The organism is Cellvibrio sp. BR, assembly GCF_000263355.1.
Lineage (GTDB): Bacteria > Pseudomonadota > Gammaproteobacteria > Pseudomonadales > Cellvibrionaceae > Cellvibrio.
The window spans coordinates 119,659-146,126 of record NZ_JH668203.1; the positions used below are offsets into that span (position 1 = coordinate 119,659).

At 49.5% G+C, this 26,468-nt stretch carries 16 protein-coding genes and 1 riboswitch; of the genes, 5 read left to right on the forward strand and 11 right to left on the reverse strand.

What is annotated here, in order from left to right:
• Positions 1-16: 16 nt before the first annotated feature.
• The 6 genes from O59_RS13725 to O59_RS13750 form a co-directional block, all read right to left on the reverse strand.
• Complete coding sequence (locus tag O59_RS13725) at positions 17-1,867, reverse strand: endo-1,4-beta-xylanase (protein ID WP_007643754.1); 1,851 nt, start codon at positions 1,865-1,867, stop codon at positions 17-19.
• 398 nt (positions 1,868-2,265) lie between these two features.
• Positions 2,266-3,426, reverse strand: a complete 1,161-nt coding sequence (locus O59_RS13730; protein ID WP_007643757.1) for an AraC family transcriptional regulator — start codon at positions 3,424-3,426, stop codon at positions 2,266-2,268.
• Positions 3,427-3,809: 383 nt separating this feature from the next.
• On the reverse strand, positions 3,810-5,081 hold the full coding sequence (locus O59_RS13735) for an ABC transporter substrate-binding protein (protein WP_007643758.1): 1,272 nt from the start codon (positions 5,079-5,081) through the stop codon (positions 3,810-3,812).
• Positions 5,082-5,188: 107 nt separating this feature from the next.
• On the reverse strand, positions 5,189-6,673 hold the full coding sequence (locus O59_RS13740) for a cobyric acid synthase (RefSeq protein ID WP_232283092.1): 1,485 nt from the start codon (positions 6,671-6,673) through the stop codon (positions 5,189-5,191).
• Positions 6,674-6,693: 20 nt separating this feature from the next.
• On the reverse strand, positions 6,694-7,332 hold the full coding sequence (cobO, locus tag O59_RS13745; RefSeq protein WP_040392925.1) for a cob(I)yrinic acid a,c-diamide adenosyltransferase: 639 nt from the start codon (positions 7,330-7,332) through the stop codon (positions 6,694-6,696).
• Positions 7,333-7,484: 152 nt separating this feature from the next.
• Positions 7,485-9,416 carry a TonB-dependent receptor gene (locus O59_RS13750; protein WP_040392727.1) on the reverse strand — a complete coding sequence of 644 codons (1,932 nt, stop codon included), beginning with the start codon at positions 9,414-9,416 and terminating at the stop codon, positions 7,485-7,487.
• A gap of 122 nt (positions 9,417-9,538) precedes the next feature.
• Positions 9,539-9,741, reverse strand: a riboswitch (cobalamin riboswitch).
• Positions 9,742-9,884: 143 nt separating this feature from the next.
• Here O59_RS13750 and O59_RS13755 point away from each other — a divergent pair.
• On the forward strand, positions 9,885-12,014 hold the full coding sequence (locus O59_RS13755) for a TonB-dependent siderophore receptor (RefSeq protein ID WP_007643765.1): 2,130 nt from the start codon (positions 9,885-9,887) through the stop codon (positions 12,012-12,014).
• Between the two features lie 89 nt (positions 12,015-12,103).
• Here the strand turns inward: O59_RS13755 and O59_RS21095 are convergent, their stop codons facing one another.
• The 5 genes from O59_RS21095 to O59_RS13780 form a co-directional block, all read right to left on the reverse strand.
• Positions 12,104-12,619, reverse strand: a complete 516-nt coding sequence (locus O59_RS21095; RefSeq protein WP_007643766.1) for a hypothetical protein — start codon at positions 12,617-12,619, stop codon at positions 12,104-12,106.
• Between the two features lie 26 nt (positions 12,620-12,645).
• On the reverse strand, positions 12,646-12,921 hold the full coding sequence (locus O59_RS13765; RefSeq protein ID WP_040392728.1) for a hypothetical protein: 276 nt from the start codon (positions 12,919-12,921) through the stop codon (positions 12,646-12,648).
• A gap of 1 nt (position 12,922) precedes the next feature.
• Entirely contained in the window at positions 12,923-14,170 is a 1,248-nt protein-coding gene (locus O59_RS13770) for a hypothetical protein (RefSeq protein WP_007643767.1), read from the reverse strand.
• A gap of 168 nt (positions 14,171-14,338) precedes the next feature.
• Entirely contained in the window at positions 14,339-16,603 is a 2,265-nt protein-coding gene (locus O59_RS13775; RefSeq protein WP_157152583.1) for a PVC-type heme-binding CxxCH protein, read from the reverse strand.
• Positions 16,604-16,831: 228 nt separating this feature from the next.
• Positions 16,832-17,533 carry a DUF1080 domain-containing protein gene (locus tag O59_RS13780; RefSeq protein WP_007643769.1) on the reverse strand — a complete coding sequence of 234 codons (702 nt, stop codon included), beginning with the start codon at positions 17,531-17,533 and terminating at the stop codon, positions 16,832-16,834.
• A gap of 243 nt (positions 17,534-17,776) precedes the next feature.
• Here O59_RS13780 and O59_RS13785 point away from each other — a divergent pair, with 243 nt between their 5' ends.
• The 4 genes from O59_RS13785 to O59_RS13800 all read left to right on the forward strand — a co-directional run bounded on the left by O59_RS13785 (position 17,777) and on the right by O59_RS13800 (position 26,423).
• On the forward strand, positions 17,777-19,885 hold the full coding sequence (locus O59_RS13785; RefSeq protein ID WP_007643770.1) for a TonB-dependent receptor domain-containing protein: 2,109 nt from the start codon (positions 17,777-17,779) through the stop codon (positions 19,883-19,885).
• Positions 19,886-20,068: 183 nt separating this feature from the next.
• Positions 20,069-22,426, forward strand: coding sequence for a TonB-dependent receptor (locus O59_RS13790; protein ID WP_007643771.1), 2,358 nt, complete (start codon positions 20,069-20,071; stop codon positions 22,424-22,426).
• A gap of 118 nt (positions 22,427-22,544) precedes the next feature.
• A complete protein-coding gene (locus O59_RS13795; protein ID WP_007643773.1) occupies positions 22,545-23,876 on the forward strand; it encodes a hypothetical protein in 1,332 nt (443 codons plus the stop codon).
• A gap of 243 nt (positions 23,877-24,119) precedes the next feature.
• Positions 24,120-26,423 carry an Orn/Lys/Arg decarboxylase N-terminal domain-containing protein gene (locus O59_RS13800; protein ID WP_007643774.1) on the forward strand — a complete coding sequence of 768 codons (2,304 nt, stop codon included), beginning with the start codon at positions 24,120-24,122 and terminating at the stop codon, positions 26,421-26,423.
• Positions 26,424-26,468: the final 45 nt, after the last annotated feature.

Below are 26,468 nucleotides of genomic sequence, written 5' to 3' on the forward strand. Positions count from 1 at the left end.
TTACTTGTTAGCCTGGTTATTTATTAATGTAATTGTTTAGCAACCAGGTCATTGCAGGGCGTGGCGTACCGTTTTCGGAAATCAAGCCAGAGCCTTCAATCCAGGTTCTGCCGTTTACATAACCCCAAATGGTGATGCCTTTAACCTGTGGGTGATCCCAAAATACCGGGAAGTGCGCCTGGAAGTTCTGCAGCTGAACCTGGTCATTGGTATCGCCAATATCGTATTCAGAAATATAAATAGGCTTGCCTACTTGATTCCAAATATTGTCGATTGCCGTTTTCACTTGCGCGGCGGTCATCCCCTTCAATTCGTGCGCTTGCAGGCCGACTGCATCTATGTAGTTGCCTTGCGCTTTGGCGAGTGCAATAAACTCATTGTGCTGCCAGCGAATATTGTTGTAGTCGTTGAGGATAAGAATGGAGTTTGGGCAATATTGGCGCGCTAATTGGAATACACGTTGAATCCAGTTATTGCCATACGCCCGCTGTGCATAACCCGCTGGTTGATGGCCGGGCACTGCTTCGTTCACCACATCGATCATTGCGGTATCCGGGTAGCGGGCGCAGTAATCGCGAATCCACTCTTCAATTTCTGCAGCAGTTTCCGTCGCACTCAAATTGTTGAGCCAAGAAGGTGACTGTGCCCCCCATATAAAGGTGTGTGCTTTTACCGGGATATTGTGTTGGCGTGCGTAGGCATAAATGCGATCAACCGGCGCCCAGTTGTACACATCGCGGGTACCTTCCACTGAGCCCCACTTACCTTCATTTTCGCCGGTAATTTGATTCCAGTAATTAATGAAATCAGAGCGAACTGCACCTGAGGTGGTGATATTGCCGATAAATTTGCGTGTAGTGCCACCCGTTGAACTGCTGCTGGAACTGCTACTGGACGAAGCCGCTTGCCCACCGATGGAGAAATCATCCGCGTAGTAACTTACCGTGGTGCTTTCGCCTTCAATAATAAAATGTTGGAACCCGGTGGTGCCGCTTTGGGTGTAATAACCTTGCAACAAACGCCACTCAGTGGACGATGCCGTCACGGTAGAGACACGGGTATATTCGTTGTAGGTTGTGCTGTCGCTATCGTCCAGACGTTTGCCGGTGAGGTGGATAACACTGTCAGGTGTGCCCGGTGCCAATTTCACCCACACCGCTACATCGTACTGATTGCCACTGACCAATGAACCCACATTGAAGGTAATGCCGTGCCAGTTGGCAGTGCGGCCGGAAATTAACGCACTTGCAGCACCGCTGCGTTTGTCTTGTGTGCTGCGCGTAACTGTTGCTGCGGTACTGCCCCAATTGGTCAAATTATTTTCCACACCGCCATTTTGCGCAAAATTGTTCGCAGGAACGGTATAACCACCGGATGAAGATGAACTGCTGGAAGTGCCTGGCATAGAACTGGGCACTGAGCTTGAAGACGGTGGCACTGAGCTAGGTGCTGAACTTGCCGATGAAGTTGTTGCACCACCACAGGCGGCGCCATTTACACTGGGGCGCTCGGCAGGTGCACCATTTTTATTGCCCTGAAAACCGAAGGTGACAGATTGGCCTACGGCGATGCTGCCGTTCCATGCCATGTTGGTTGCTGAATAAGGGTTGGAGCCAGAAAAATTGGCATTCCAGCCACTGGCCATACGGTTGTTCACATATTGCCAATTCACATTCCAATTATTAATGGGCGCACCCGTATCATTTTTAATAGTGATGTTGGCAACAAAACCGGTATTCCATTCACTTTCAATGGCGTAGGTACATGCCGCCATACTGGTTTGCGACAGCGCCGCGAGTGCGACACCAGCACCAATCAGCGCACAGGAGCGCTTGACTGTGTGGGTAATAAAGTTTGTTTTGTACATAGTGTTAATCTCCGCTTTTTATTAGTCGAATACCCGGTGCACATGTAAAAAAACCTGCGCAAAAAAAACAGGCTGTGCACTAGCTCCTTGATGTTAATCACAATGAGTAAAATAGAGCTGCTCAGCAGTAACCCAAGGCTATTGCTGAAGCGCGAGAATAGGTAAGCGGAGCAGAAAAAAATGGAATTATTGAAAGATTTTTTAAGAAATGTAAAAAGTTGAAGGTTTGCTGTAATTATTTTAATGTAAATTTAAACGACAAATTGCAAAATGATAACTAGTTTGTAGTGCATTTCCTTGCTGTGAAACGACGCATCTGTTACGGCTATCTGTTACAGAATATTTATAAAAAATATCGAAAAAAATCAAACCAACATCACATCAACGTGAAACTAATATCAAGACAGCTCTTTAATGGGATACAAGGCTTTAAAGGTTTTAGGCACACAACCATATTCCGCTTTAAATAATTTATTGAAATAAGACACATTGTTGTAACCCACCAAATACGCAATTTCAGATACATTCGCCTCTTCATTTTCCGACAGCAAGCGCGCCGCCTCGGTCAAACGTAATTTATTTAAATAAGCGGTGAAGGTAAGCCCCAACTCCTCTTTTAAAATGTCATTAATTTTGGTGCGATTGGTTCCCAGCGTGGTTGCGGCGATTTCCAAACTCAACTCAGGGTTGGCGTATTCCGTTGCCATAAACCGCAACACTGCACTTTTTTCTTTATCTTTTTGTGGCGCTATAGATAGTTTTTTATACGCCATCAAGGGCTGATCCAACCTGACCCTTTCGCGAATATCCACGGTTAATACCGCCACATAGCGACGCAATAAAACAATCAAGAACACAACCCACAACAGCACTACCAGCGCTATCGCTACATAGAGATAGGTAAAATTATTACCGAGCAACTGCACATCGGTTATTTTTACGTAGGAAGGAGTATTGAGCGGGCTTTGCAGCGAATTTACCCAGGCGAACCCCATGGTTTTATCCAAGCGGTAGCCGGTATCACTGTGCTCAAAGCCATAGCGCCCCAACCACCAATAAGGAGTGTCCAATTCATCAAATTGGATATTGATGGTGGCCCAATCATGACTGCACGAGAAAGCCGTAGAGGACACGCGGCGGGTTATGGGTTTATTAATATCGGTGACTTTGTCATCAAAACTAAACAGGGCAAATAGCAGCACATTTTTGGGGTCGCACAACACCTTAAACGACACGCTGCTGAATTGTGTAAGGTCAACCACTTTTTGGGGCTGTGCAGAATCCATAAACGCAATGGTGTAATGGGTATAGGGAAAGGGTTTGTGCGGGTCAAGAAAAAACTCGTATTCAACAGTCCCCACTTCATTCTTAAGGGAGAGACGGGTTTTGCCATCGGGGACTTTGGGCTCCACTGCGGAATGCCATAAATAATTGCCATCGCGCGCGGGAAACAGTGATGCCGTCAACTGTGATTTGGAGGCGCCCAGCTGCAACAACGCAGCCGAAAGCAGAAGCAGTGCAATAAAAGCGGCGAGTGCATTTTTATAAAACGTCAACATGATTAAAAGTGGCCATTAAGTTTATGCAAAATACCCCAGCGCTATTTCCATAGCTGCTGCAAACAGTGGGTGCGCGCCTCACCCATTACCACAACCCACAGCCAGCTACTGTGATAACACAGGCCAGCAGCGACAGGCGGTAATAAATTGTTATGGGAATCAATGCAATTAAACGAAAACTTTTATTATGTTGACCGAATAAAAACCAGCCGAATTTACCTATGAAAGAATTACTTTGCCTATAAAAAGAATGAAGCGCGTATAGGCAACTGCGCAGGCAAGAGTGCATAGGATTTTATCGCGAGGCAAAGGTACCACCGATACCAGAGCAAATGCACCCACTGGGTAAATATTTTTTAACTAACAAAAATCACCGGAGCGACTTACTGCACTTGGGACAATACTTTTTCCACATCAACACCAAAAATCATTACCCCCAATGGTTCAAATTTTTGGATAGTGTAAAGCGGCACACTCAGCTGTAATTGGAAGCGCTTGGTGGATTCATCGTAACTAATATCGCCAAAAATAAGGCTGTTGGCCGGCTTGTTGTAAGCGCGAATAAATTTCTCTTCATCGCCCTGCCAGTAATCCGAGGTCATATCGCTAATCGCCACATTAAGGCCGCGCTTGTCAGTCACTATAACCTCGGTGATCATATCCGGCGCCTGTTTTTTCATTTCGCGCAGCTCAGCAGAGAGCGGTTGATTGACCAATTCAATAGAGTAGGCAAAATCATTTTCTGCGAAAGCGTGTATCCATTGTTTATCGCGCGCATTAATTTCCTGCTGGCTCAATGTCGCGCTGGTTTTATTCGCCGCAACCAGCGCTGGCTCCAAACTGGGCAAGCGTTTCCAGCGCTCAATTTTTCGCCCGAGCAATTCTTTTATTTGTAACTGCTCGTAATCGGTTACTACAAAATTAACCGATGAGCAGCGCGTGATATGGCGATTGAATTCCACCAAAAAGCCCGGGTTCTGGTTTAAAAACTGTTCATTAAAGTAAACCCCGAGCGGCACATAGCGAAAGAAGCGCGACTGGAAGTGATTCAAATCCATATTCAGCTCTTTGCTCGCCTGTATAAAATGTTCACGGTCAGCAAGAATCACATCAATACGTTTGGACTGTAGCATTTTGATGAGCTGGGGCAGATTATTGCCACTCATCTCCACCTTGTAACCCGCCTCGGCGAGCCAGGTCTCCTGCTGGCTGCCCAAAATGGAACCCAGCCTGTACCCCTCACGCCAGGATTCGGGAGCGATAGTGTCATTGCGCCAAAACCAGTACCAATTTTCCAATACCAAAGGCGATGACAATACCGCATAAGGGTCGATTTGGCGCATGGGAATGGCGGTGAAAAAGCCATCAATACGGTTGCTTTTTACATCCTGATAGGCGCGCCGCCAGGGCATGATTTGCACCGCATATTCGCGCTGCATACGGCGGAAAATACACTGCAAATGCGGCAACAGATTTTGCTCATAACCCGTGGCCGAGCCAGCACTAAAAGCAGAGGAGTTATTAGTGGCTAAATTAATAACCGCGCCGGGTTTTCCGGGAGAGTCCAGTGGGGTATCGGCGGCAATACTTGATTCAGCCAATGCACCACCTGCCCACAGGGAAATCGCGATGAATACCAACAACAGTGACCGCATAACAAAGCTCCCGCCCATTCTGTCGCCATCCGCACAGTAATGATAATACCCAGAGAAAAGATTATAGATTGGATGTGCCGCTATGCCATTCTGATAACTGGCAGCAACTAGGGGACAGAAGAGAACTGCTGCAAAAAGTCGCTGCGCAGTGCCGTTTCGGTGGCAATGGCAAGGCGGGCGATGGAGTCCTCGCGCTGCTGATTGATGTCCAGCATGGTTGCAGATTCTGCACCAGCCCACGCCAGCAGTTTCTGCAGTGCAGCGGGCTGATCAAACAATCCGTGCAAGTAGGTGCCCATAATCGCACCGTCGTCACTGATGGCACCATCGGGTACTTGTTTGTCGGCGCCATCAATAGCGCAATTGAAATAACACGCCGGTTGCAATAACGCGGCACCGCGACTGATTCCAGTGTGAATTTCATAACCGGCGAGTTCAGTGTGTTTGTCCCACAATACACCGGTGCGCTGTTGCAATATTTTTTCTTCGGTCAGTTCGGTGCTGAGCGCCAAATACCCCAACCCGAGGGATGTACCCGGTGCAGATTCCACACCTTTGGGGTCGGCAATCGTTTCGCCCAGCATTTGAAAACCACCGCAAATACCGATTAGCTTTCCGCCATAACGCAGGTGTTTTTGAAGTTGTACATCCCAACCTTGCGCGCGCAAAAACTGCAAATCGGCACGGGTATTTTTGCTGCCGGGAATAATTACCAAGTCGCACGCAGGAATGGGTTGATTGGGCCCAACCCAGTGAAAATTAATCTGTGGGTGCAAACGCAGTGCGTCAAAATCGGTGTGATTGGAAATACGCGGCAACGCGAGCACTGCTACCTTTAATTGCGCCGCGCTTTTAGGGGCAGATGCGGTGAGCGCGTCCTCCGCATCCAAATACAAACCCTGCAAATAAGGGATCACCCCTAATACCGGCTTACCGGTTTTTTGCTCCAGCCAATCCAACCCGGATTGCAATAAACCTAAATCGCCGCGAAAGCGATTAATTACAAAACCTATCACTCGTGCTCGCTCGGATTCACTTAATAATTCCAGTGTGCCGACCAAATGCGCAAATACACCGCCACGATCGATATCCGCAATTAAAATCACCGGGCAATCCACCGCTTCGGCAAAACCCATATTGGCAATATCGCGGTCGCGCAAATTAATTTCCGCCGGGCTGCCCGCACCTTCTACCAAAATCACATCGTATTGCTGCTGCAAGCGTGCGTAGGAATCCAATACATAACCCATCGCCTCGGTTTTGTAATCGTGATAAACCGCCGCTTCCATATCGGTGACTGCTTTTCCCTGCACTATTATTTGCGCACGGGTATCACTGGTGGGTTTGATTAAAATCGGGTTCATATCCGTATGCGGTTCAAGCCCCGCCGCTTGCGCTTGCAGCGCTTGCGCACGGCCAATCTCACCACCATCAGTTGTGACAGCGGAATTGAGAGCCATATTTTGCGGTTTAAATGGCACTACCGAAATGCCGCGATTTTTTAAAATACGACACAAGGCCGCCACCAACGTGGTTTTACCCGCATCGGAGGTGGTGCCTTGCACCATTAAGGTCTTAGCGCCTTGGATCATTAGGGTTTTGCTAGAGAGGCTTACCACTCAATACCCTTCTGTGCTTTTACGCCGGCGTTAAAGGCGTGTTTGATGGCTTTGACTTCGCTAAAAGTATCAGCCAAGTCTTCCAGATATTTTTTAGCACCGCGCCCAGTGATGATTACGTTTTGGTTGCGCGGGCGATTTTGAATTGCGGTAATGACTTTATCTTTATCCAGATATTTGTAGTTAAGCATGTAGGTGAGTTCATCCAGCAATACCAAATGGATATCCGGATCGCGGAATACATGTTCACATTCTTCCCATACTTTTTCAGCGGCAGCTTTATCTTGTTCGGCGCTTTGGGTTTCCCAGGTAAAACCAGTGCCCATCACAAAATATTCCAACTGCGCATTGGCACCGCGAAAAACACTTTCGGTTAAAAAGTTTTTTTCGCCACATTCCCAAGTGCCCTTAATAAACTGCACTATGGCGACTTTGTAGCCATGACCAAGGCAACGCAGCGCCGTGCCAAAACCAGACGAGCTTTTCCCTTTGCCATCACCGGTTAATACAATGACTACACCGCGTTCTTCATCGGCGCGCGCGATAGCAGCATCAACAATTTCTTTGCGCTGCTGCATACGTTCTTGATGGCGTTTGGCTTTTTCATCGCTTTGGCTATGGTCGTCGGTCATGATGCGGCTCGCTAGTAAGTTAAGTGGCGGATATTTAGCGTCATGCCCGCGCATGCGGGTATCCAGAGTTTTAAACTTTGGACTCCTGCTTGCGCAGGAGTGACGAAGATTAAATTCCTCCCTTTACAGGAGGAATGGGTTTAATTAAACCATTAAAAACGATAAGTGATGCTAGCTTCGTAATTGCGTTCGGGTTGAGGGTACTGCCCCCAGCTTGCCTGCAGGCCGGCATAGCGCTCGTTCGTCAGGTTTTTAATGCGGCCAGCCAACTCCAATTGTTTGTATTCCCAAATTACATTCAAGTTAAACAACTGCAGTGCACTGACTTTTTCCATCGCGTTGGCGTCATCGTCATTTAAATAACGCGAACCCAAGTAAACAGATTCCAAATTTACAATCAGCGACTGCACTGGCTGGAAATTAATAGCGAGACTAAAGGTGTTTTCACTCACGTAGGGAATAGAATTACCTTTATTAACACCTTCACTTAACTCTGCATCGGTATAGGTGTAATTTCCACGCAAACCAATTTCATCGCTCAGCTGGAACTGCCCTTCAAAAATGAATCCCTGGCGCTCGGAATCAGGCAGGTTAATATTTTTATAAACAAAACTGTCAAAGGTGATTTCGTCATTCAAGGCCATATGGTAGAGCGAGTAAGTCACACTGGCTTTTTCGCCCGCCCATGCAGCACCGGCCTCGTAGGATTGACTGGTTTGCACCTCCAAAAATTCAACACCGGGTAACACCGCACCATTTTCATCAGCATTGGCGAAACGGAAACCGTCAGCATAACGCGCAAAAAGTCGCCACTGGGGATCAATTTGGTAATTCAAACCCAATTCACTCGCGTTGACTTTGTCGTCGTGCGCAGTTCCCAGTGCAAAATTTTCATCATCCACTGTGCTGTAGCGTACGCCAGTGGAAACGTTGAGTTTTTCCGTAATGGGATAAACCAACTGCGCATAGACACCTTCTACTTTTTGCGCAATATTGGTAAAGCCATCTTTAGTGGTGTAATCCGCATCCGTGTGATCGTAGCCCATAGTAACTACCGCCACACCATTACTGGTTGCAATATTGCCTACTACACGCGGAGTAATATTTTTTACTCGCAAATTACTGTCAGAACGCCAGGGCGAGTAACCGTCCACCAAATAGTAATCATCATAAAAGGCGATGCTGTCTTCATCGCGGTCAGCATATTCAGCAAGGAATTGCCAAGCCTCAGTAATATCTATACCGGTACCAACACGGATTAAATCGGTTTGCTGATCACCGTAGTTATTGGGCGAGTAGGTAACGCGAGCATCCACCGCCGCTTGCGCATTACTAATCGCACCAGGTAAACGCAGCTCATCATCAATCGCCTGCCCTTCAACAAATACAAAGCCTTTTGCAAAATCGTAACGCACATTTCCCAGTACGTTTTCATAGGCATTTTGGTTGTTATCGCGGTAGTTATCTGCATTGCGCTTTTGTGCGGAGACACTGTAACTCAAACCATTTTCAAAACCCTGACGCACACTGGCGGTGTAGTCTTCCAAATTATCGGTGCCACTGGTGGCGCTAATGGTGCCGTCGGTTTCGCCGACTGCTGCACGTTTGGTAATGATGTTGATTACACCACCGACTGCCTGATCACCGTACAACACACCCGCACTACCCTGCACAATTTCAATGCGCTCTACATCTTTTAACGAGACAGTGTTTAATGCCGGTGCTGCGAGGCTTGGGTTATTTAATTTGCGGCCATCCACCAATACCAACACGTTGTTGGCGCCTGACAAACCGCGCATGGATGCAGTGACATTACGCGCACCGCTGCCGTCGGAATCGGTGAGTTGAATACCCGCTTGGGTACGCAGTACTTCCGACAATAATTTTGCGCCGCTCACGCGAATTTCTTCTTCGCTAATGACTTTGATTTGCGTCGCAACCGGCATGGTTGCGGTTTCGCTGCGGGTTGCACTCACATACACGGTATCTAGTTTTTTCTCGGCGGCGATAGACACCGGCGCGACAATAGAAATAATCGCGGCACTGAGGCCACTCAGTAAAAACACGGTTGATTTGCTAGACATGAGATTCCTCAATCCAAAATGGGATGAGGGAGGGAAAGCGGAAAAATAGGTATGAGCCGCAGCCCAATACACACACAGATTTCCACCGATGTTGCCCTCCGCGACATCGTGAACAAAAAGGAGCAAATGCTCCGGTTTGAGGCTGGTATCGGACTCATTCACGCGGGATTAACACAGCGCAAATACACCGTTGCGGGGGCAGTGTCGGGATTGCATCGCCGTTAATAACGCAGGCGATACGCACCGACTTCCCATTGACTCTGATCCTGGCTTGCTCTGGTTAAAGAGCGATTACCCATCAGACACCTCGGGCGCGCAAGGTAAAGGCGCGCGCCATGCAAGTCAATCAATTCCTGCCAGCGGTACATCATGCAAATCACTACCCTTTAAAACAATATTACAATTGATATTATTTATCATTTGAGAATAAAATGGCGTCATTTACATCAGCCCCGAGAGCCAGACACCATGACCCACACCAAAACCCTGCTTGCCAGTGTTATCGCCAGCCTGTTATTGGCACCTGCTACCAGTTTTGCTGCAGAGCAACCGGGCAAACTCAAAACCGTAAAAGTGGAAGCCGACGCACTGGGCAATACCACGGAACAGACCGACGCCTATACCACCGGCAGCATGAGCACCGCGACCAAACTGGATTTGAGCATCCGCGAGACACCGCAATCGGTGTCGGTGATTACCAGCCAACAAATTGAAGACTTGAACATCACCACTATTAATGAAGCTCTCGATACCGCAACCGGTGTGAGCGTGAAGCGTTCGGAAACCGACCGCACCTACTTTGAAGCGCGCGGCTTTAACATCAACAACTTCCAAATGGATGGCGTAGGCATTCCCTTGCACTGGGGTTTGCTGGAAGGCGATATCGATATGGCCACCTATGACCGCGTGGAAATAGTGCGCGGCGCCAGTGGTTTGATGAGCGGTTTAGGCAGCCCCGCAGCCACCGTCAACCTGATCCGTAAACGCCCTACGGCGGAAACCCAAGCCAGTGCCAGCCTGACCCAGGCGCGCTGGGATGACACCCGCCTGCAAGCCGATGTGTCCGGCCAGGTAGCAGAACCCATTCGCGCCCGTGTGGTGGTAAGCGAACAGAGCCGCGACTCCTATTTGCAGGATTACCACAAAGACCTGAGCAGTACCTATGGTGTGGTGGAGGCCGATTTGGGCCTGAACACCCTGCTCACCGCTGGTATCAGCCGCCAAAAAAGTGAAGCCGACAGCCCTATGTGGGGCGCCCTCACCCTGACTTATCTGGCCGATGATGGCAGCAGTCGCCCCACCAACTTCCGTCGCTCTATGAACAGCTCGGCCGACTGGGCTTATTGGGATGTAAAAGACACCCGCAGTTTTGTGGAGCTGGACCACACCTGGGCCAACGGTTGGAATACCAAAGCCACCTACAACCGCACCAAAACCCAGGGCGCACAAGAGCTGCTTTATGTATACGGCACACTCAATGAAGATATGTCTGGCCTGGGTGGCTGGGCGGGCAAATTTGACCGCGAAACAGACATCAAACTCTTTGATGTCGCCACCAGCGGCGAATTTAAAACCGGTGACTTAACCCACAAATTGGTAGTGGGTTTCAATCAAGCCGACAACGAGGTGGATGAGTACGCTCTATATGACTACACCACCGGCAACGGCTTTCCGGCCATTACCAATATGGCCGAATGGACCGGCGATACCCCATACCCCACCTTTGCCGACATGCCCAATGGTGAAATCACCAGCGACAAACAAACCGGTGTCTACTTGGCGGGCCAGTTCAGTTTGAGCGACGACTTGAAACTGCTGACCGGCGCCCGTTCAGCGCGCTACGAAAGCGACAGCGTCAGCTACGGCGCCAATCTGAGTAAAAAAGATGATGTAGTGGTGCCCTACGCTGGCCTGACTTACGACCTGAGCAAACAACTCACGCTCTACACCAGCTACACCGAAACTTTTACCCCGCAAAGCGAGAGCAAGCTGTCCGGCGAGCGCCTTGATCCGGTGACAGGTGTAAATAAAGAAGTGGGGTTAAAAGGCGAATTCTTTGAAGGCAAACTCAACGCCAGTTTCGCGGTGTTTGAAACGGCACAAGAAGGTTTGGCGACAGTGGCCGGTTTTAATACCGACCCCACCCAGGGTGAAACCGGTAATTATTACGAGGGCGATAACTATGAATCGCGCGGTTTTGAATTTGAAATCGCCGGTGAACTGACCGAGCAAATCAACCTGGTGCTGGGTTACACCAACCTCACTATCGACGATAACAAGGGCGAAGTCTCGCGCACCTTTACGCCCAAACAATCCGCCAAATTTACCGTCAATTACTACCCGCAATTTGCGCCAGGTTTGAAGTTGGGAAGTTTTGTGGAATACCGTTCAGATACCTATCTGCGCGGCACAGTGATCGAGCAGGATGCATTGACGTTGGTGGATCTCTTTGCCAGCTACGAATTCAACGACAACTGGTCGGCATCACTCAACCTGAGCAACATCACAGACGAAACCTACCTGACCAGCTTCGAATACAGTCAGGCTTACTACGCCGAGCCGCGCAATATCAGCGCGACGATTCGTTGGCAGTATTGATTAAACCAAGCTTGTAATACTTCTCTAATTGCCCAATCGAAAAAACCGGGCGAAAAAAATGGGCGCTACGGCGCCCATTTTTAAAAGCATTAAATTATCCCTTTCTCAATTTTTTCAGCTAGTTTTTTAAATTCATCAAACATCCCTTTTTCAAAAAGCATTTCGTCAGTGAACATAGCCTCTTGAGGATCAGTGGAGTCATCCCATAGATGACTATAGCGTGAATGATTACGAAATCTGTATCCAGACGTACCGAACATCCTCGACACAATTAGTTTCTCGCCATTGATTATCTCTTCGTAACCAAACTGACCTTTAGGTAAGCCACCCTCAGCTTCCGTTTTGAAAAATTTTTCTTCGATAACGTTCACGAACCAAGCGAATCCTTCCTTGGGAATTTCTAACTCAGTCCCACCAACCCAATAACTAGCACCACCATCCAAGGGAGCATAAAGACCCTTTTTTGCCCACAATAGATACTCACCTTCTTTTAGCCAAAAACAGTAGTCATTTTCATTTAGGTGAGATTGAAACTCCGCGTATTGATAAACGATACGTGGATCGTTTATCAGATTTTCGGGGTCTGTATTGGAAATTTTTTTCATGCTATATCCTTAGCAATTAACGCTTTTTAAGATCTTAAAATTCTCGTTACATCATCTATCAATTCCTTTAAAACAAGTTCATCAGGGCTAGCTAATTCACGTGAAGATAGAATTGAATAGGTAAATGTAGTATCAGAGGCCAATTCTTTAGATGGATTTTTACCAGCTGCCGCATTGTCACGTATGAATATCATCTGATTTTTAATCGACGTTAATATATTTTTTGAAGTATATTGCGGGGGGGTCGTATCTATTGCGTCAATAACTTTCTGAGCTGCAATGCGAAGCGTGTTGTATTCCATTTTAAATTCCAATTTTATTCAAAGAAATAATAGTTTTTTTTGTTGTATCATTTACAAACAATTGTTTTCCGCCACCAACAGTACTCACTGGATTGTTTGGATTTGTCCAGTTATCAACAATAGGTTTTGAGTAAGACAACAACCCCTTGCCACAAGGCACTTTAAACGAAGTAAGGGTACGACCTTCAGCACTCAATCCCAATGCATCAGGAGTTTGATTGCTCATAGGATCAAACCAGTTTCCTGGAAATCCATGGGAGTTAACGTACTGAGTCATTTCATCAGGAGGAGGAAAAATCATGATTTCAACAGGTTTAGTTAGGTCTACGCCGCCATCAATGCCTGCCACTTCATCACCAATCGCGTTAGCAATTTGACTTTCAGAGAATCCATTAGATTCCAGAAAGAATCGACACAACTTTTCTCTTGCCTGGATATGGAAACTAGAACTGCCTTCACTTTTTGCCAATGCAACTTCTCTTGTGGTGGGCTCTTCATATACAAAAACGCTAAGGTCACTTTCTGATTGGGAGTTTTTATGCGTACCTAGAGCAGTGACATCAATCTTTCCAGGGTTCTCCGAAACTGATTTATCAACCGCACGATTAACTTCCGGTGCCAAGGGCACTGTTCTATCTGCAGTGGTTGCAGCGACATACTCCACCGCTTTTGACGGAGGGGCTTTGGGTGGCAAGGGGATTTTATAAGCCAATAATTCGCCGCTGGCGAGTAGTTGTAGGGCTTCGCTAAGCGCATTGTTCTTTTGCGCGGCGTTAAAAAGATTTTCGTTGGCCAGGTGCGCCAAAAACATATCACTGCTAATGCCCAAGTCATCCAACAATTGCCGGGCGGAGTCTGTCGTTTTAATCGGTTCGGGGATAAGGTCAGTGGCGCTATTAGGCTTGGGGCCCTTGATAATACTTAGCCCAACACCTTTTTTACCTGCCAGCGCGTGACTGGCATTGAGCGTTGGCAATTGATAGAGCATTAAATCGCCACGCATTATTGCCTGCGCCACGACCTGATATACCTCTCCCGGATGAGTTCCATGTAGATCAGGTAATCGTTGATGGACACGGTTAAGGATTTGCATCCATTGATCCGGGGCTACCGGCAACCTTGCCACAACGCGAAATGTCGAATAGGAATCGCTGGAATAAGGTTTTGCTGATGACGCGCGAGGAAGTGTGGCGCGACCGGCCAACTCATAGGCTTGGCCGGTATAGTCTTTAATGACTAGATTGATCACATTGGCATCCTTGTGTAGATGATCTTGAAAAAACGCGAGTGCGCAGTTTAAGGATTCAGCACTCCTTGTCCATAGCCTCACACTGTTTTACTGTGCAAATTGTGACGTCAGTTCAAGCAAGCGAAAACCCAATTTGTTGAGCATTTTCTTGGGATTTACCGCCCTAACTCACTCGCCCAACTCACCGGCCGTATAGGGTTGGTTGCGGTTTGCGGTTTGTGCACGAATATTGGCGACTTCATCAGCGCTGATTGCCTGTGCGGCATTGCCCCAGTTGTTGCGAATGTAGGTGGCTATGTCGGCAGTGTCCTGATCGCTGAAATTTGGATTAGCGCCCAAGCCCGGCATCATCATCGGTAATTGGTAATGCACACCATTCACGGTGATGGGGCCATTTAAACCGTGCAGTAATATTTTGATTAAACGTTCCGGTTCACCGGTAACCCATTCACTCTGTGCCAATGGCGGTGCCATGCCGTCCATGCCCTGCCCTTGTTTGCCGTGGCAACCAAAACAGGCTGCGCCACCGTCAAATAACGCCTGACCACGGTAGTATTGGTTTTGCTCCTGGGTGACAAGTTTGTTGAAATTACTTTCGATAATTTTTTGTTTGCCCACCAAATCCAGCAACGCAATTAATTCCTGACTGGCATCAGCGCCTAACAATGTTTTTAACGCTTGTTCGCGACCCGCGATACCACTGACTACCGCCTGATTCAAAAGCTCCTGATTAACTGAAGGCTGATCGCCATAATTCGCCAACAGGGTTTTGATCAGCGCCAAACTGGAATCGATTTTTAATTCACCGGCGCTAAGTGCAATTTGCAGGGCGACTTCATAGTCGCTCTTGGCCAGCTCTGTCAAACGCGGGGCAAATTGTTGCTGCTCGGCTTTGGACAAATGCATTAGCAACGCGATTGCTGAAATTTGAACCTTGGGGTGAGAAGAATGCAAGCCGGCGCGGATGCTGTTGGCATTAACAGCATTTAATCCCTCCAGCGTCCAGAGTGCATTGATTTGTGCGCGGTGATCGCGGCTTTGTTGCACAAGGCGACTAATCGCCTCAGTCACACTTTTATCGTTCTGTTGGATGATCAAGCGTCTGGCGGTATCGCGATACCAACCATTGGCGTGCGCCAAATAGGGAACAAATTGCGCAGTGGTTTTACCCTCCAATTGTGGCTTGGGAGCCAAAGGGTTAGTAGCCCAACGCAGGCGATAAATGCGCCCCAGCGTGCTGTTATGTTTATGGAGTTGGCGACTTTCTGATTGCTCACGCAAATAGCTGGTTAAATATTCTTTATGCTGGATAACACCGTGGTACATATCGAGAATATAAAGTGAACCATCGGGTGCGGTGTATAAATTTACCGGGCGAAACCGTTCATCGGTGGAGGCGAGAATTTCACCTTGCGGATAAATCTCCTCGCCGCGAAATTGCCCTTGCTCTTCAATAATACGTCTGGCCGATATCAAATTGGCCGCCGGTTCCGGGGTAAAAGCAACACCATAAAATTCAGCGGGAAATTGATCCCCGCGATAAACCACACTGCCGCTTGCCGCAGTGAAATTAATTAATTTGCCTTTATTTGGCCCTGTAGCAACCAGGGTCTCCGGCAGATAAGCGCGGTTCACGCCCGGGTTAATTCGCGCTGGATATATTTGGTTGCCACCAATGCTCTGCGCTTTTATTTCCTGCACCAAACCGGGGTTTTTATTCAATGAATTAGGGCGCAAATATTCGCCCTGCGCTGGCGCACTGTTCCAGGTGTGAAACAGGCGGCCATAGTCATCCATGCTCATGCCCCACTGGCCGCGATATTCAGTCGTGGCGCTCGCCATTTTCCAGTAACGGTTGCGATAAATTTCTTCCGCACCCGCAGGCAATTCACTATCGAGTGGCAATATTTTGTAACGGCGATCACTTTTGGCGTTGTAGTACCAATTGTCCAACCCAAACAACATGCCATTGGCTTTGTGCTCAACACTGCCGCCTTGGGCATAGGTTGGATCAACCACTTCACGCACCCCCAATTTATCGCCTGCCAGAACTTCGGCAAAATACAACTGGGTTTGATCCGCGTAGAGAATACCGCCTTTAACCAACACAATGGTGCGCGGCAAAATCACATCATTTAAAAATACTTTGCGCTTATCAACTTTACCGTCGCCGTTTGTATCCTCAAGGATGGCGATATTACCTTTGGGGATTTCTTCATTATTGCCGTCCAAATCAGGCATAAAGGTGTTCATCTCCGCCACCCACATACGCCCGTTACCATCGAAACTCATGGCCACCGGGCTAAAAACATGGGGTTCGGCGGCAACATTTTCTATGACAAAACCAGGCTGCAGCTGCATGGACTTTAATGCTTGTGGCACCGCTAAAACCGGCGAGGGAGGAATATCCTCGGCGGCAATCGGCGGTGTCATATCCTCGCCCTTGCGATCACCGAGATTTCTTACCGGCGTGCTTTTTGTTGCATCAAGTTTTGTTGCTTCGTTTTTTTGGGTATCAAGCGCGGCGTTTTTTTCTGAATGTAAATTATCTGTACTGCAGCTGACTATTGATAAACCCAGCAGTGCACAAATCAACAGATGTGCGTTTGATTTTTTGAAATTTATTCTTGGTTTTTTGAAATCTATTGACGTAGACAAAATTTATTCCAGCTCAGTTATAAATACATTGCGAAAGCGAACGATGTTATTGGTGGTGCCTGTGGTTTTCAGCAATTCACTGCCGTGGTGCTGCAAGCCAATAAAACCCTGGGTGTCTTTGTTATCTTTGACGTGAGTAGTGAGCACACCGTTTAGATAAATTTTAATATCACTGCCACGGCATTCGATGCGGTACTGGTTCCACTCAAGATGGCGATAAGCGTTAGCCATTTCATTGGTCCATACACCCAAATAATTTTTTACAAAATCGGCATCGGGGAAAGAGCGCGTCGGATGCACTGGATGCAACCATTCACGCCGCGCCTGATCATACAAACCGCCGCTCCACTTGCGCTCGCTCGGGTCCACTTCGGCCTGATAACCCATCGCTTGCTGACGATTGTTATCGGTTTTGATCTGACCGCGAAACATGATGCCGGAATTACTGTATTCACTCACATCCGGCATCAAGACTTCAGCCGTCAGAATAAAATTCTTATAGGTTTTTTTGGTGGTTAAAAACCAATTGTCGGTAGAGTTAAGAATCAACTCACCCGCTTTGACCTGGGCACTGCCATAGTCATAAATATTGTTAAACTGACTTAATTTATCGTCAATCAAATTAACCGGTTGGGGCTCTTGTGGCCCTGCACAGGCAGTAATAGGCATGAGTAACAAAAGGGAAATTATTGTATTTTTTAGCATGGCAAATGAGACTCAAGGGAACAATGAGAAAATCTTAGGGCGCTTTTTTAAATCGAACATAATACAAATAAGACTTAAATGACACTTGGTTTGCATAAGTTTAAATTTACTTTTGATGTAAATAGTTCCCGTTTGCTATAGTGCCGCATCTGAAAAATAATGCTTTGCGTATTTGATTGCCATAATCACTTGCCGTGAAGCACATATACCATTGCAACCCACTGTTAACCGAAGGAACTTCACATGCGTCACTCTGCTCTGCCTGCTGCACACGCAGTCAAATTTTTACCAAAACCATTGGCCATGGGTATCGCGCTGGCCTTGAGTGGCGGTGCTTTTATGTCATTGCCTGCTATTGCTGAAACCAAAGCCCTGCCGAAAGTGGTAGTGGTAGGAACGGAACTGGGCGATGCCGAGCGCCAACCCGGTTCGGTAGGGATTGTCACCGAAGAAGATTTAGAGCTGCGCCAACCCCGCTCGACCGAAGAAGCGCTCCGCTCCGTACCCGGTGTGGCAATTAAACCCGAAGAAGAAAGCGCGATTGTGGCCAATATTGGTATTCGCGGCTTGAGTTCTGCCGATTACAAAACCCTGATCCTGGAAGACGGCGTGCCCATCGCACCTGGCCTGTTTGTGGGCAATGGCCGCTACTACAACCCGCGTATCCAGCGCATGGAAACCATTGAAGTATTAAAAGGCGCGGCTTCATTGCGCTACGGCCCCAGCACCATCGGTGGCGTGATCAACTACATCACCAAACAACCGGAAGACGGCGTGCAGTTAGAAGCCCGCGCTGGCTCCTTTAATAGCCGCGAAGCGACTCTGGAAGTGGGTGGCTCCAGCCCATCACAAGAGGCCCAGTTTGGCGCGTTCATTACCCATGCCAGCAGCGATGGTTTTATGGACAAAGGCTATGACATGACCGATGTGATGATCAAAACCGGCATGGCAATAGGCGATAACCAATGGCTGGGAGTGAAAATCAGCGATTACGATAGCGAAGCTAATATTTCCTATCGCGGGGTGTTCCTGCAGCAATATAAGGATGGCGTGGACGAAAACCCGGCACCGGACGACTACTTCATCAGCGGCCGCCGTGGTGTAGATATCAACCACGAGTGGGATATCAACGCCACCACAAAACTCACCACCTTGGTATTTGGCAGCGAAACCTATCGCGATTACTGGCGTTACAACACCGACAACACCGCTTCTGCCGCCGCTGGTCAGTGGGTTTATCTGGACACACTCAACGGCAACAACCGCAGCTTTGAACGTTTTGGTGTAGATAGCCGCCTTAAGCTGCAACACCAATTGTTTGGCATCGCCAACGAAGCCGAATTTGGTGTGCGTTTGATGAATGAATCCATGGATGACGTGACTGTCGCCGCTACGCGCGCTACCCCGCGCACCGGCACCATCAACAAAGACCAGGTTGAATCTGCCGATAGCCTGGCGCTGTATGCGCAAAACCGTTTTGTGGTCACTGAACGGTTAGCGGTTACCGCAGGTCTGCGCGTAGAAAGTTACGAACAAACCACTAAAAACAAACGCGCCGCGACCAACAACGAAGCGGACACCTCCAACACCGAAGTGCTGCCCGGTTTAGGTGCCACCTACCAAATCAACAGCGCCTTGCAAGGTTTCGCCAGTGTTTATGAGGCCTTCTCACCCGCACTGAATGGCGATGCATTGAATGGTTTGGAAGACCAGAAGTTGGATGCCGAGCGCTCAGTCAACGTTGAGGCTGGCCTGCGCGGCGCGCGCGACAAGGTGAACTACGAGTTAACCTTCTTCCGCATGGATTTCGACAACCAGATCATCCCCGCCAACTCCAACAGCCAGTTCCAACGCACCAATGGCGGTGAAACTCTGCACCAAGGTCTTGAAGCGGCACTGGGCTGGGATTTGGGTGCTGGTTTTAGCCTGAACTCAAGCGCCACCTATATCCCGGATGCAGAGTTTGTCGGCGCACGCCGCGATGCCAACGGCAATATCACCACCCCCGATGGCAACCGTGTGACCTATGTTCCTGAGTGGGTAACCAACCTGAGCCTGGAATACAAAACCGGCAAACTGCGCACCGCAATCAGCTTTCACCACACCGGTGAGCAATACACCGACGTGCAAAATACCAAGCCGATCACCGAAAGCACCTCAGGTTTCTTCACCGGCCAAATCGACAGCTACACCTTGGTGGATTTGAATGCTATCTATGAATTCAGCAAAGACCTGAGCATCAGCGCCAGCGCCAAAAACCTGACCGATGAAAACTACATCGCCAGCCTGCGCCAAGGTATCTACGTGGGTACTGAACGCACTATCGATGTGGGTGTGAAGTTTAAGTTCTAACATCAGCCCTGCTGCAGTAAACAAAACCAAAAAGCCACCCTCGCGGTGGCTTTTTGGTTTTATGGCTATGCACAAAAGGTTGCCTCATCAAATTGTTATAGTATAACATCACCCAAAATTTGAGAGACTCGGTATATCGCGCTGGGTTGATGGCTTTCTGATGTTGGTGAGGATGTTATGACGATGAACAAATCCCTTTTGTGGTTGGCGCTGGCTGCAGCAAGCGGTTCGGCCTTGGCACAGGTAGAAGGTGTGGTGCTCGACCCGGCGGGGATGCCGATTGCGGGGGCGACGATTGAGGTGGTGGGTACCAAAATCCGTACTACTGCTAATGAACGCGGTGAGTTTCAGTTGCCGCAGGTGAAGGATAAGCACGTCGAGCTGCATGTGCGTGCGCCCGACTACACCCACAGAACCTTGCATGTGCATGAAGGCGATGGCCCGGTGGAGCTGGTACTCACCAGCACCACGCTGGAAATTGTGAATGTGGTGGGCCTGCCTTGGCATGCGTCCAATATGGAATCGGCCCAGCCGGTGAATGTGCTCGGCGGCGAGACGTTGCGCGAGCGTCAGGCATCTACTCTGGGTGAAACCCTGAAGCATGAAGTGGGTGTGCATTCCAACTATTACGGTCCGGTGGCAAGCAGCCCGATTATTCGCGGCTTGGAAGGCCCACGGGTATTGGTCACTCAAAATGGTTTGGATGCGGGCGATGCCTCCCGTGTTGGTCCCGACCATGCAGTCGCGGCGGAAGCCTCTACCGCGCGCCAAATTGAAATTCTGCGTGGCCCGGCGACGTTGTTTTACGGCAGTGGCGCGATCGGCGGGGTAGTGAATGTGGTGGATGACCGCGTTCCACAAAGCACCGACACCTTTGGTGAATGGCGCTTGCAGCAGGATTCCGTCGCCGATGACAAACTCGTCTCTGCCAGTGGCAATACCGGCATGGGCAGCATGGGCTTGCATTTGGATGGTTTCTGGCGCGAGGCAGATAACTACAAAATCCCCGGTGCTGCAGAAGTAGAAACCCACGAAGAACATGAAGAAGAAGGCCACGACGAGCACAACGATGATCGCCTTGCCAATTCCTGGAGTGAAGCCAAGGGTTTTAATGCTGGCGTTAGTCAGGTAATGGATGAAGGGTTTGTTGGTCTGTCCTACGGTTTGTTGGATCGCCAATACGGCATCCCCGGTCATGGCCACGGTGGCGACGAAGAAGTGGACGTGTACGCCGATGTGAAACAACATCGCCTCCAGTTTTTGAGCGAGTTGAATCTGGAGCACGAATTTTTTAGCGCCAGCAATACACGTTTTGGTTTTACCGATTACGAGCACAGCGAAATCGAAAACGGTGAGGTGGGAACAACCTTCCGCAACGAAACTGCAGAGGCACGCTGGGAATTATTCCATCACCCCATTGCTGAATGGCGCGGTGCATTGAGCCTGCATTACAAACACAGCGATTTTGAAGCGATTGGTGAAGAGGCATTCACACCGCCGAGCGAAACCGGAACGCTCGCGCTCGGTTTGATGGAAGAGCGTCACTTTGGCGATGTGTTAGTGCAGCTAGGTGCACGTATCGAGCAGGTAAAAATTACGGCGGATAATTTGCAGGTTGATCTGAATGAACACGATCACGCCGATGAAGATGAGCACGCTGAAGAATACCTGCGCGTATTTTCCATCGACCAGGAAGCAACGCCTTTTAGTGCTTCAGCGGGTGTGGTGTGGGATTTCACTCCCGGTTACAACATCGGTGTTTCTTATACTCACGCCGAACGCACGCCCTCTGCTGCCGAATTATTATCCTTCGGCCCACATATTGGTTCCGGTTTGTACGAAGTGGGTGCGCTGTTGCAATTAGTGAATGATGAAGACGGCGAATTCCATTTTGATTTAGCGCGTACTGATTTGGAATTGGAAACCTCTAACAATATCGATATTTCCCTGCGCAAATTTGAAGGCGATTTTGGTTTTATCCTCAACGCCTTTTACAACCGCATCGACGATTATTATTACCTCGCCGACACCGGTTTAACCCGTGAAAGTGGTGATGCGCACGATCATGGCGCGGAAGATGAGCACGATCACAGCAGCGAATTACCGGTATTTATTTATCAAGCGCGCGATGCCGAACTCTACGGTTTTGAAACCGAATTTGTGTGGCAATTAGCCGCGCCGTTAAAGCTCAGCCTCACCAGCGACTACATTCGCGCGCAATTAGTAGATGGCGGCGATTTACCGCGCATTCCACCGCTGCGTGTGGGCGCGCGTGCAGAATATGAAGTGGGTAACTGGCGCGCGGAATTAAGCAGCCAACATTATTTTGAGCAGGACAACATCGATTCATTTGAAACCACTACCGACGCTTACACCCTGGTGGATATGCAAGTGAGTTATGCGCTGAGTGACGGTTTAAAAATTTATGTGAAAGGGAACAACCTCACCGACGAATACGCGCGCGTCCATGCGTCATTCCTTAAAGACAAAGCTCCACTGCCCGCACGTTCCTTTGCGCTGGGTGTGAGCGGTAGTTTTTAGCGCTCACGCTTCCTAAACCACTGGCTTGAACTCAAGCATGCCCGCTAATGCGGGCGTGACGGGACAGCTTTTACCATTAGTTTTTATTTACAGATGAATATTTAAAAGGGCAATTTAAATGATGAAAAAGAACGCCGTTTCCAGCCTAACGCTAATCATGATCGCCGCCTTCTTGGGCGGCTGTGGTGGCAGCGACACCAAAATAGTTGAGCGCGAACCCGTGCCCATCGAAGACGATCATGACCATGACGACGACCATGATCACGACGATGAGCTGACGCAAGGCCGTTTGCTGATCAGCGCAAAAGACCAAGCCAAAGTCAGCATCATCGACATTAAAGAAAAACAATTGCTGGAGGAATTTACCTTCACCGAAGCGCCCAGTGCGATTTACGCCAGCCCAAGTTATCGCTACGGTTATGTTATTCAACGCACAGCGGATTTGGTGAATGTGATTGACAGCGGCTTGTCGCAAGAAGATCACGGCGACCATAAAGACGACGTGATTGAAGCACCGATGCAAATGAGTTTTAACGCGAATGGTTCGCGCCCAACCCACTTCACCGGCAACCACACCCAATCGGTTATTTTTTACGATGGCAATGCCACCACTGCCACACCAGCGAGCGTTGCTGTGTATACCGAAAGCGATATCGCCAACAACACGGCGGGCACGCGTTTGCAATACACCACTCACATGCACGGTGCTGCACAAGGGCGCGGTGATTATTTAATTTCCACGGTGCGCGATGCCGCAACAGAAAGCACACTGCCCGATCGCGTTGCAGTTTATAAAGCAGAAGCAGGTGTATTTACTGAGCAAGAAATATTTACCGAAACCTGCCCCGGTTTGCACGGCAGCGCACAAAATGAAAATCAAATCGCCTTTGGTTGCACTGACGGTGTGTTAGTTATCACCCAAAATGGCGACAACTTTACTGCCGCAAAAATTACCAACCCCACCAGTTTTACCGGCACTACCCGCATTGGCACAGTGCTGGGCGATGAAGCGCTAGAGCAGTTTGTGGGCATAGCAGCAGGGCAATTTTTTGCACTGGATACAACGGCCGCCAGCATCACCGCCATTAACTGGTTGGACACCAGCCTTGCTACACCACCCACTGCACTGGCCTATGGTTTTGCCGATGCCGGTGAACTGTTTGTGATTCTGGACAACCAAGGCGGCCTGACCGTTATTCACACCCATGATTGGGCCGTGGTGGATCGCCTGCAAGTGATCACCAGCAACATCGCCGCCCTGCCCACGGGCAGCCGCTTTGAACTGGCAATCACACCGGGCCACCATATTTATGTGAGCGATCCAATCGCCAACCAAATTAAACAGGTGGATCTGGATTCATTAAATGTGACAGATAGCATCCAGTTGGATTTTGTACCCAACAAATTTACCTGGCTGGGTATCGCCGAACCCGAGGGTAATCACCACTAACGTGAACCACGCCTAACCCCTTAGGGGTTCACGCCTTGCAGCGGTGCCTTTTGGCACCGCTTTTTTTTGCCCACGCACAGCCACAATCCCCAGAGTTTTTCAGCCGGTTTCATTGCAGTAAGTTAATTTTCATCCACACTCAACTTTTAGAGGGCGGGCGACGTACTGACACTGAATGTGCGATAACACCGCCGCAACACAGGAACATCACCTGAGTGCCGTTGGAATGAAAGGAGTTTGGCTATGATCGGTCGCACCAACAAAACCTTTAAACGCCATGTGCTGGTGGTTGAAGATCAGCTGGCTAATTTGGATAGCACGCGCGGCCGTGCCTTGCATGATTTGGTGAGCGAATTCCAACAGCGGCAAGTAGAGCTGGTGCAAGCGCGCTCCTATGATGACGGCCATGCAGCCATTATTTCGGATGCGGGTTTTCACTGCATTTTTGTGGATTGGACCCTGGGCGACAACGAAGCGGAGAGCCATGCTGAAGTGATGGAGCTACTGCGCACCATTCGCCAACGCAACGCCAATGTGCCCATCTTTTTAATGGCGGATCGCGCCGCCAAACAAACTCTGACCGTGGAAGCCATGGAGCTGGCCGATGAATTTGTATGGACACTGGAGGACACTGCCCCCTTTATCGTGGGCCGTGCGCTGGCTGCAGTGGATCGCTACCTGGATAACCTCTTACCGCCCTTTACCGACGCCCTGTTGCGCTACAGCCAAAAAGACGAACACTCCTGGGCAGCGCCCGGCCACCAAGGCGGGATTGCTTTTACCAAGTCAGCAGTAGGCCGGGTATTTTTCGATTTTTTTGGCGAGAATTTATTTCGCACCGACGGCGGCATAGAGCGCGGCAGCCTCGGTTCGGTGCTCGACCATACCGGCCCGGTAGAGGCATCGGAAAAATTTGCCGCACGGGTATTTGGTGCCCATGAATCCTACGCGGTACTCAATGGCACCTCCGGCTCCAATCGCGCCATTTTTATGGCCTGCGTCGGTGAAAACCAGTTTGCCCTGTGCGATCGCAATTGCCACAAATCTATTGAGCAGGGGCTGGTATTGTCAGGCGGTATTCCGGTGTATTTCACCCCCACCCGCAATCGCTACGGCATCATTGGGCCAATCCCGGCCGATAGGTTCAACCCCCAGGCCATAGCCCAAGCGATTCAGCAGCACCCGCTGCACGCGCAGGCCAGCAGCGACAAACCCGTCTACGCCGTAGTCACCAACTGTACCTACGACGGCATGTGCCTGGATGCCGCCCGCGCCGAGGCGGTGCTCGCGCAGTCGGTAGACCGTATTCATTTTGATGAAGCCTGGTATGGCTATGCGCGCTTCAACCCTATGTACGAAGGCCGCTATGCCATGCGTGGCGACCCGCGCGACCACACCGAACCGGCGCCCACTGTTTTTGCCACCCACTCCACTCACAAGCTGCTCGCGGCGCTGTCGCAATCCTCCTATATTCATGTACGCAATGGTCGCAACCCTATCGAACACAGCCGCTTTAATGAATCGTTTGTGATTCAGGCGACAACATCGCCGCTCTATACACTCTTTGCCTCTAATGAAATTGGCGCCGCGATGATGGAGGGCAGCAGCGGCTATAGCCTGACGCAGGATGTGATTCGCGAAGCAGTGGATTTCCGTCAGGCGCTGGCAAGGGCGCACCGGGAGTTTGCGCAAAAAGGCGATTGGTTTTTTCAGCCCTGGAACTCACCGCAAATTCGCGACGCACAAAGCGGAAAATGGGTTGCTTTTGCCGATGCCGACCCGGAACAACTGGCCACTGACCCAAGCTGCTGGGTACTGGAACCAGGTGCGGCCTGGCACGGTTTTGGCGGTCTGGAAAAACATTGGTGCCTACTCGACCCGATGAAAGCCGGCATTATGGTGCCGGGCATGGGGCTGGATGGGCAGATGGAAGCGGTGGGCATTCCCGCCCCCGTGTTAAGCGCGTTTCTTTATCGCAACAATATTATTCCCTCGCGCACCACCGATTTTATGGTGCTCTGCCTGTTCAGCATCGGCATTACCAAAGGCAAGTGGGGCACCCTGATCAACGTGCTGCTCGCCTTCAAACGCCACTACGACAACAACACTCTGCTGGAGCAGGTATTACCAGACTTGGTGGATTTAGCCCCCGCCCGCTACCGCGCCATGGGTTTGCAAGACTTGGCCACCGAAATGTTCAACTACATGCGCACCAGCCACATGGATGCATTACAGGCCGAAGCATTTAGCAACTTGCCACAAATTGCCTGCACGCCGCGCAAAGCGTTTCAACAACTGCAAGCGGGTGCGGCGGAGTTACTGCCGCTGGTACAAACGGCCAACCGCGTTACCGGTGTGGGCATCATGCCCTATCCACCGGGTATTCCCATTGTCATGCCCGGTGAAAACCTCGGCCCACTCGACGGCCCCTGGCTGAGTTACATCACCGCCCTGCAGGATTGGAGCAAACGCTTTCCGGGCTTTGAAAAAGAAGTTGAAGGCGCAGTACACAAAGACGACGGCTATCATTTTTGGTGTTTGAAATAAAACGTTCAATAGATGCTCGCCATACTGGATGAGTACCGAAATATC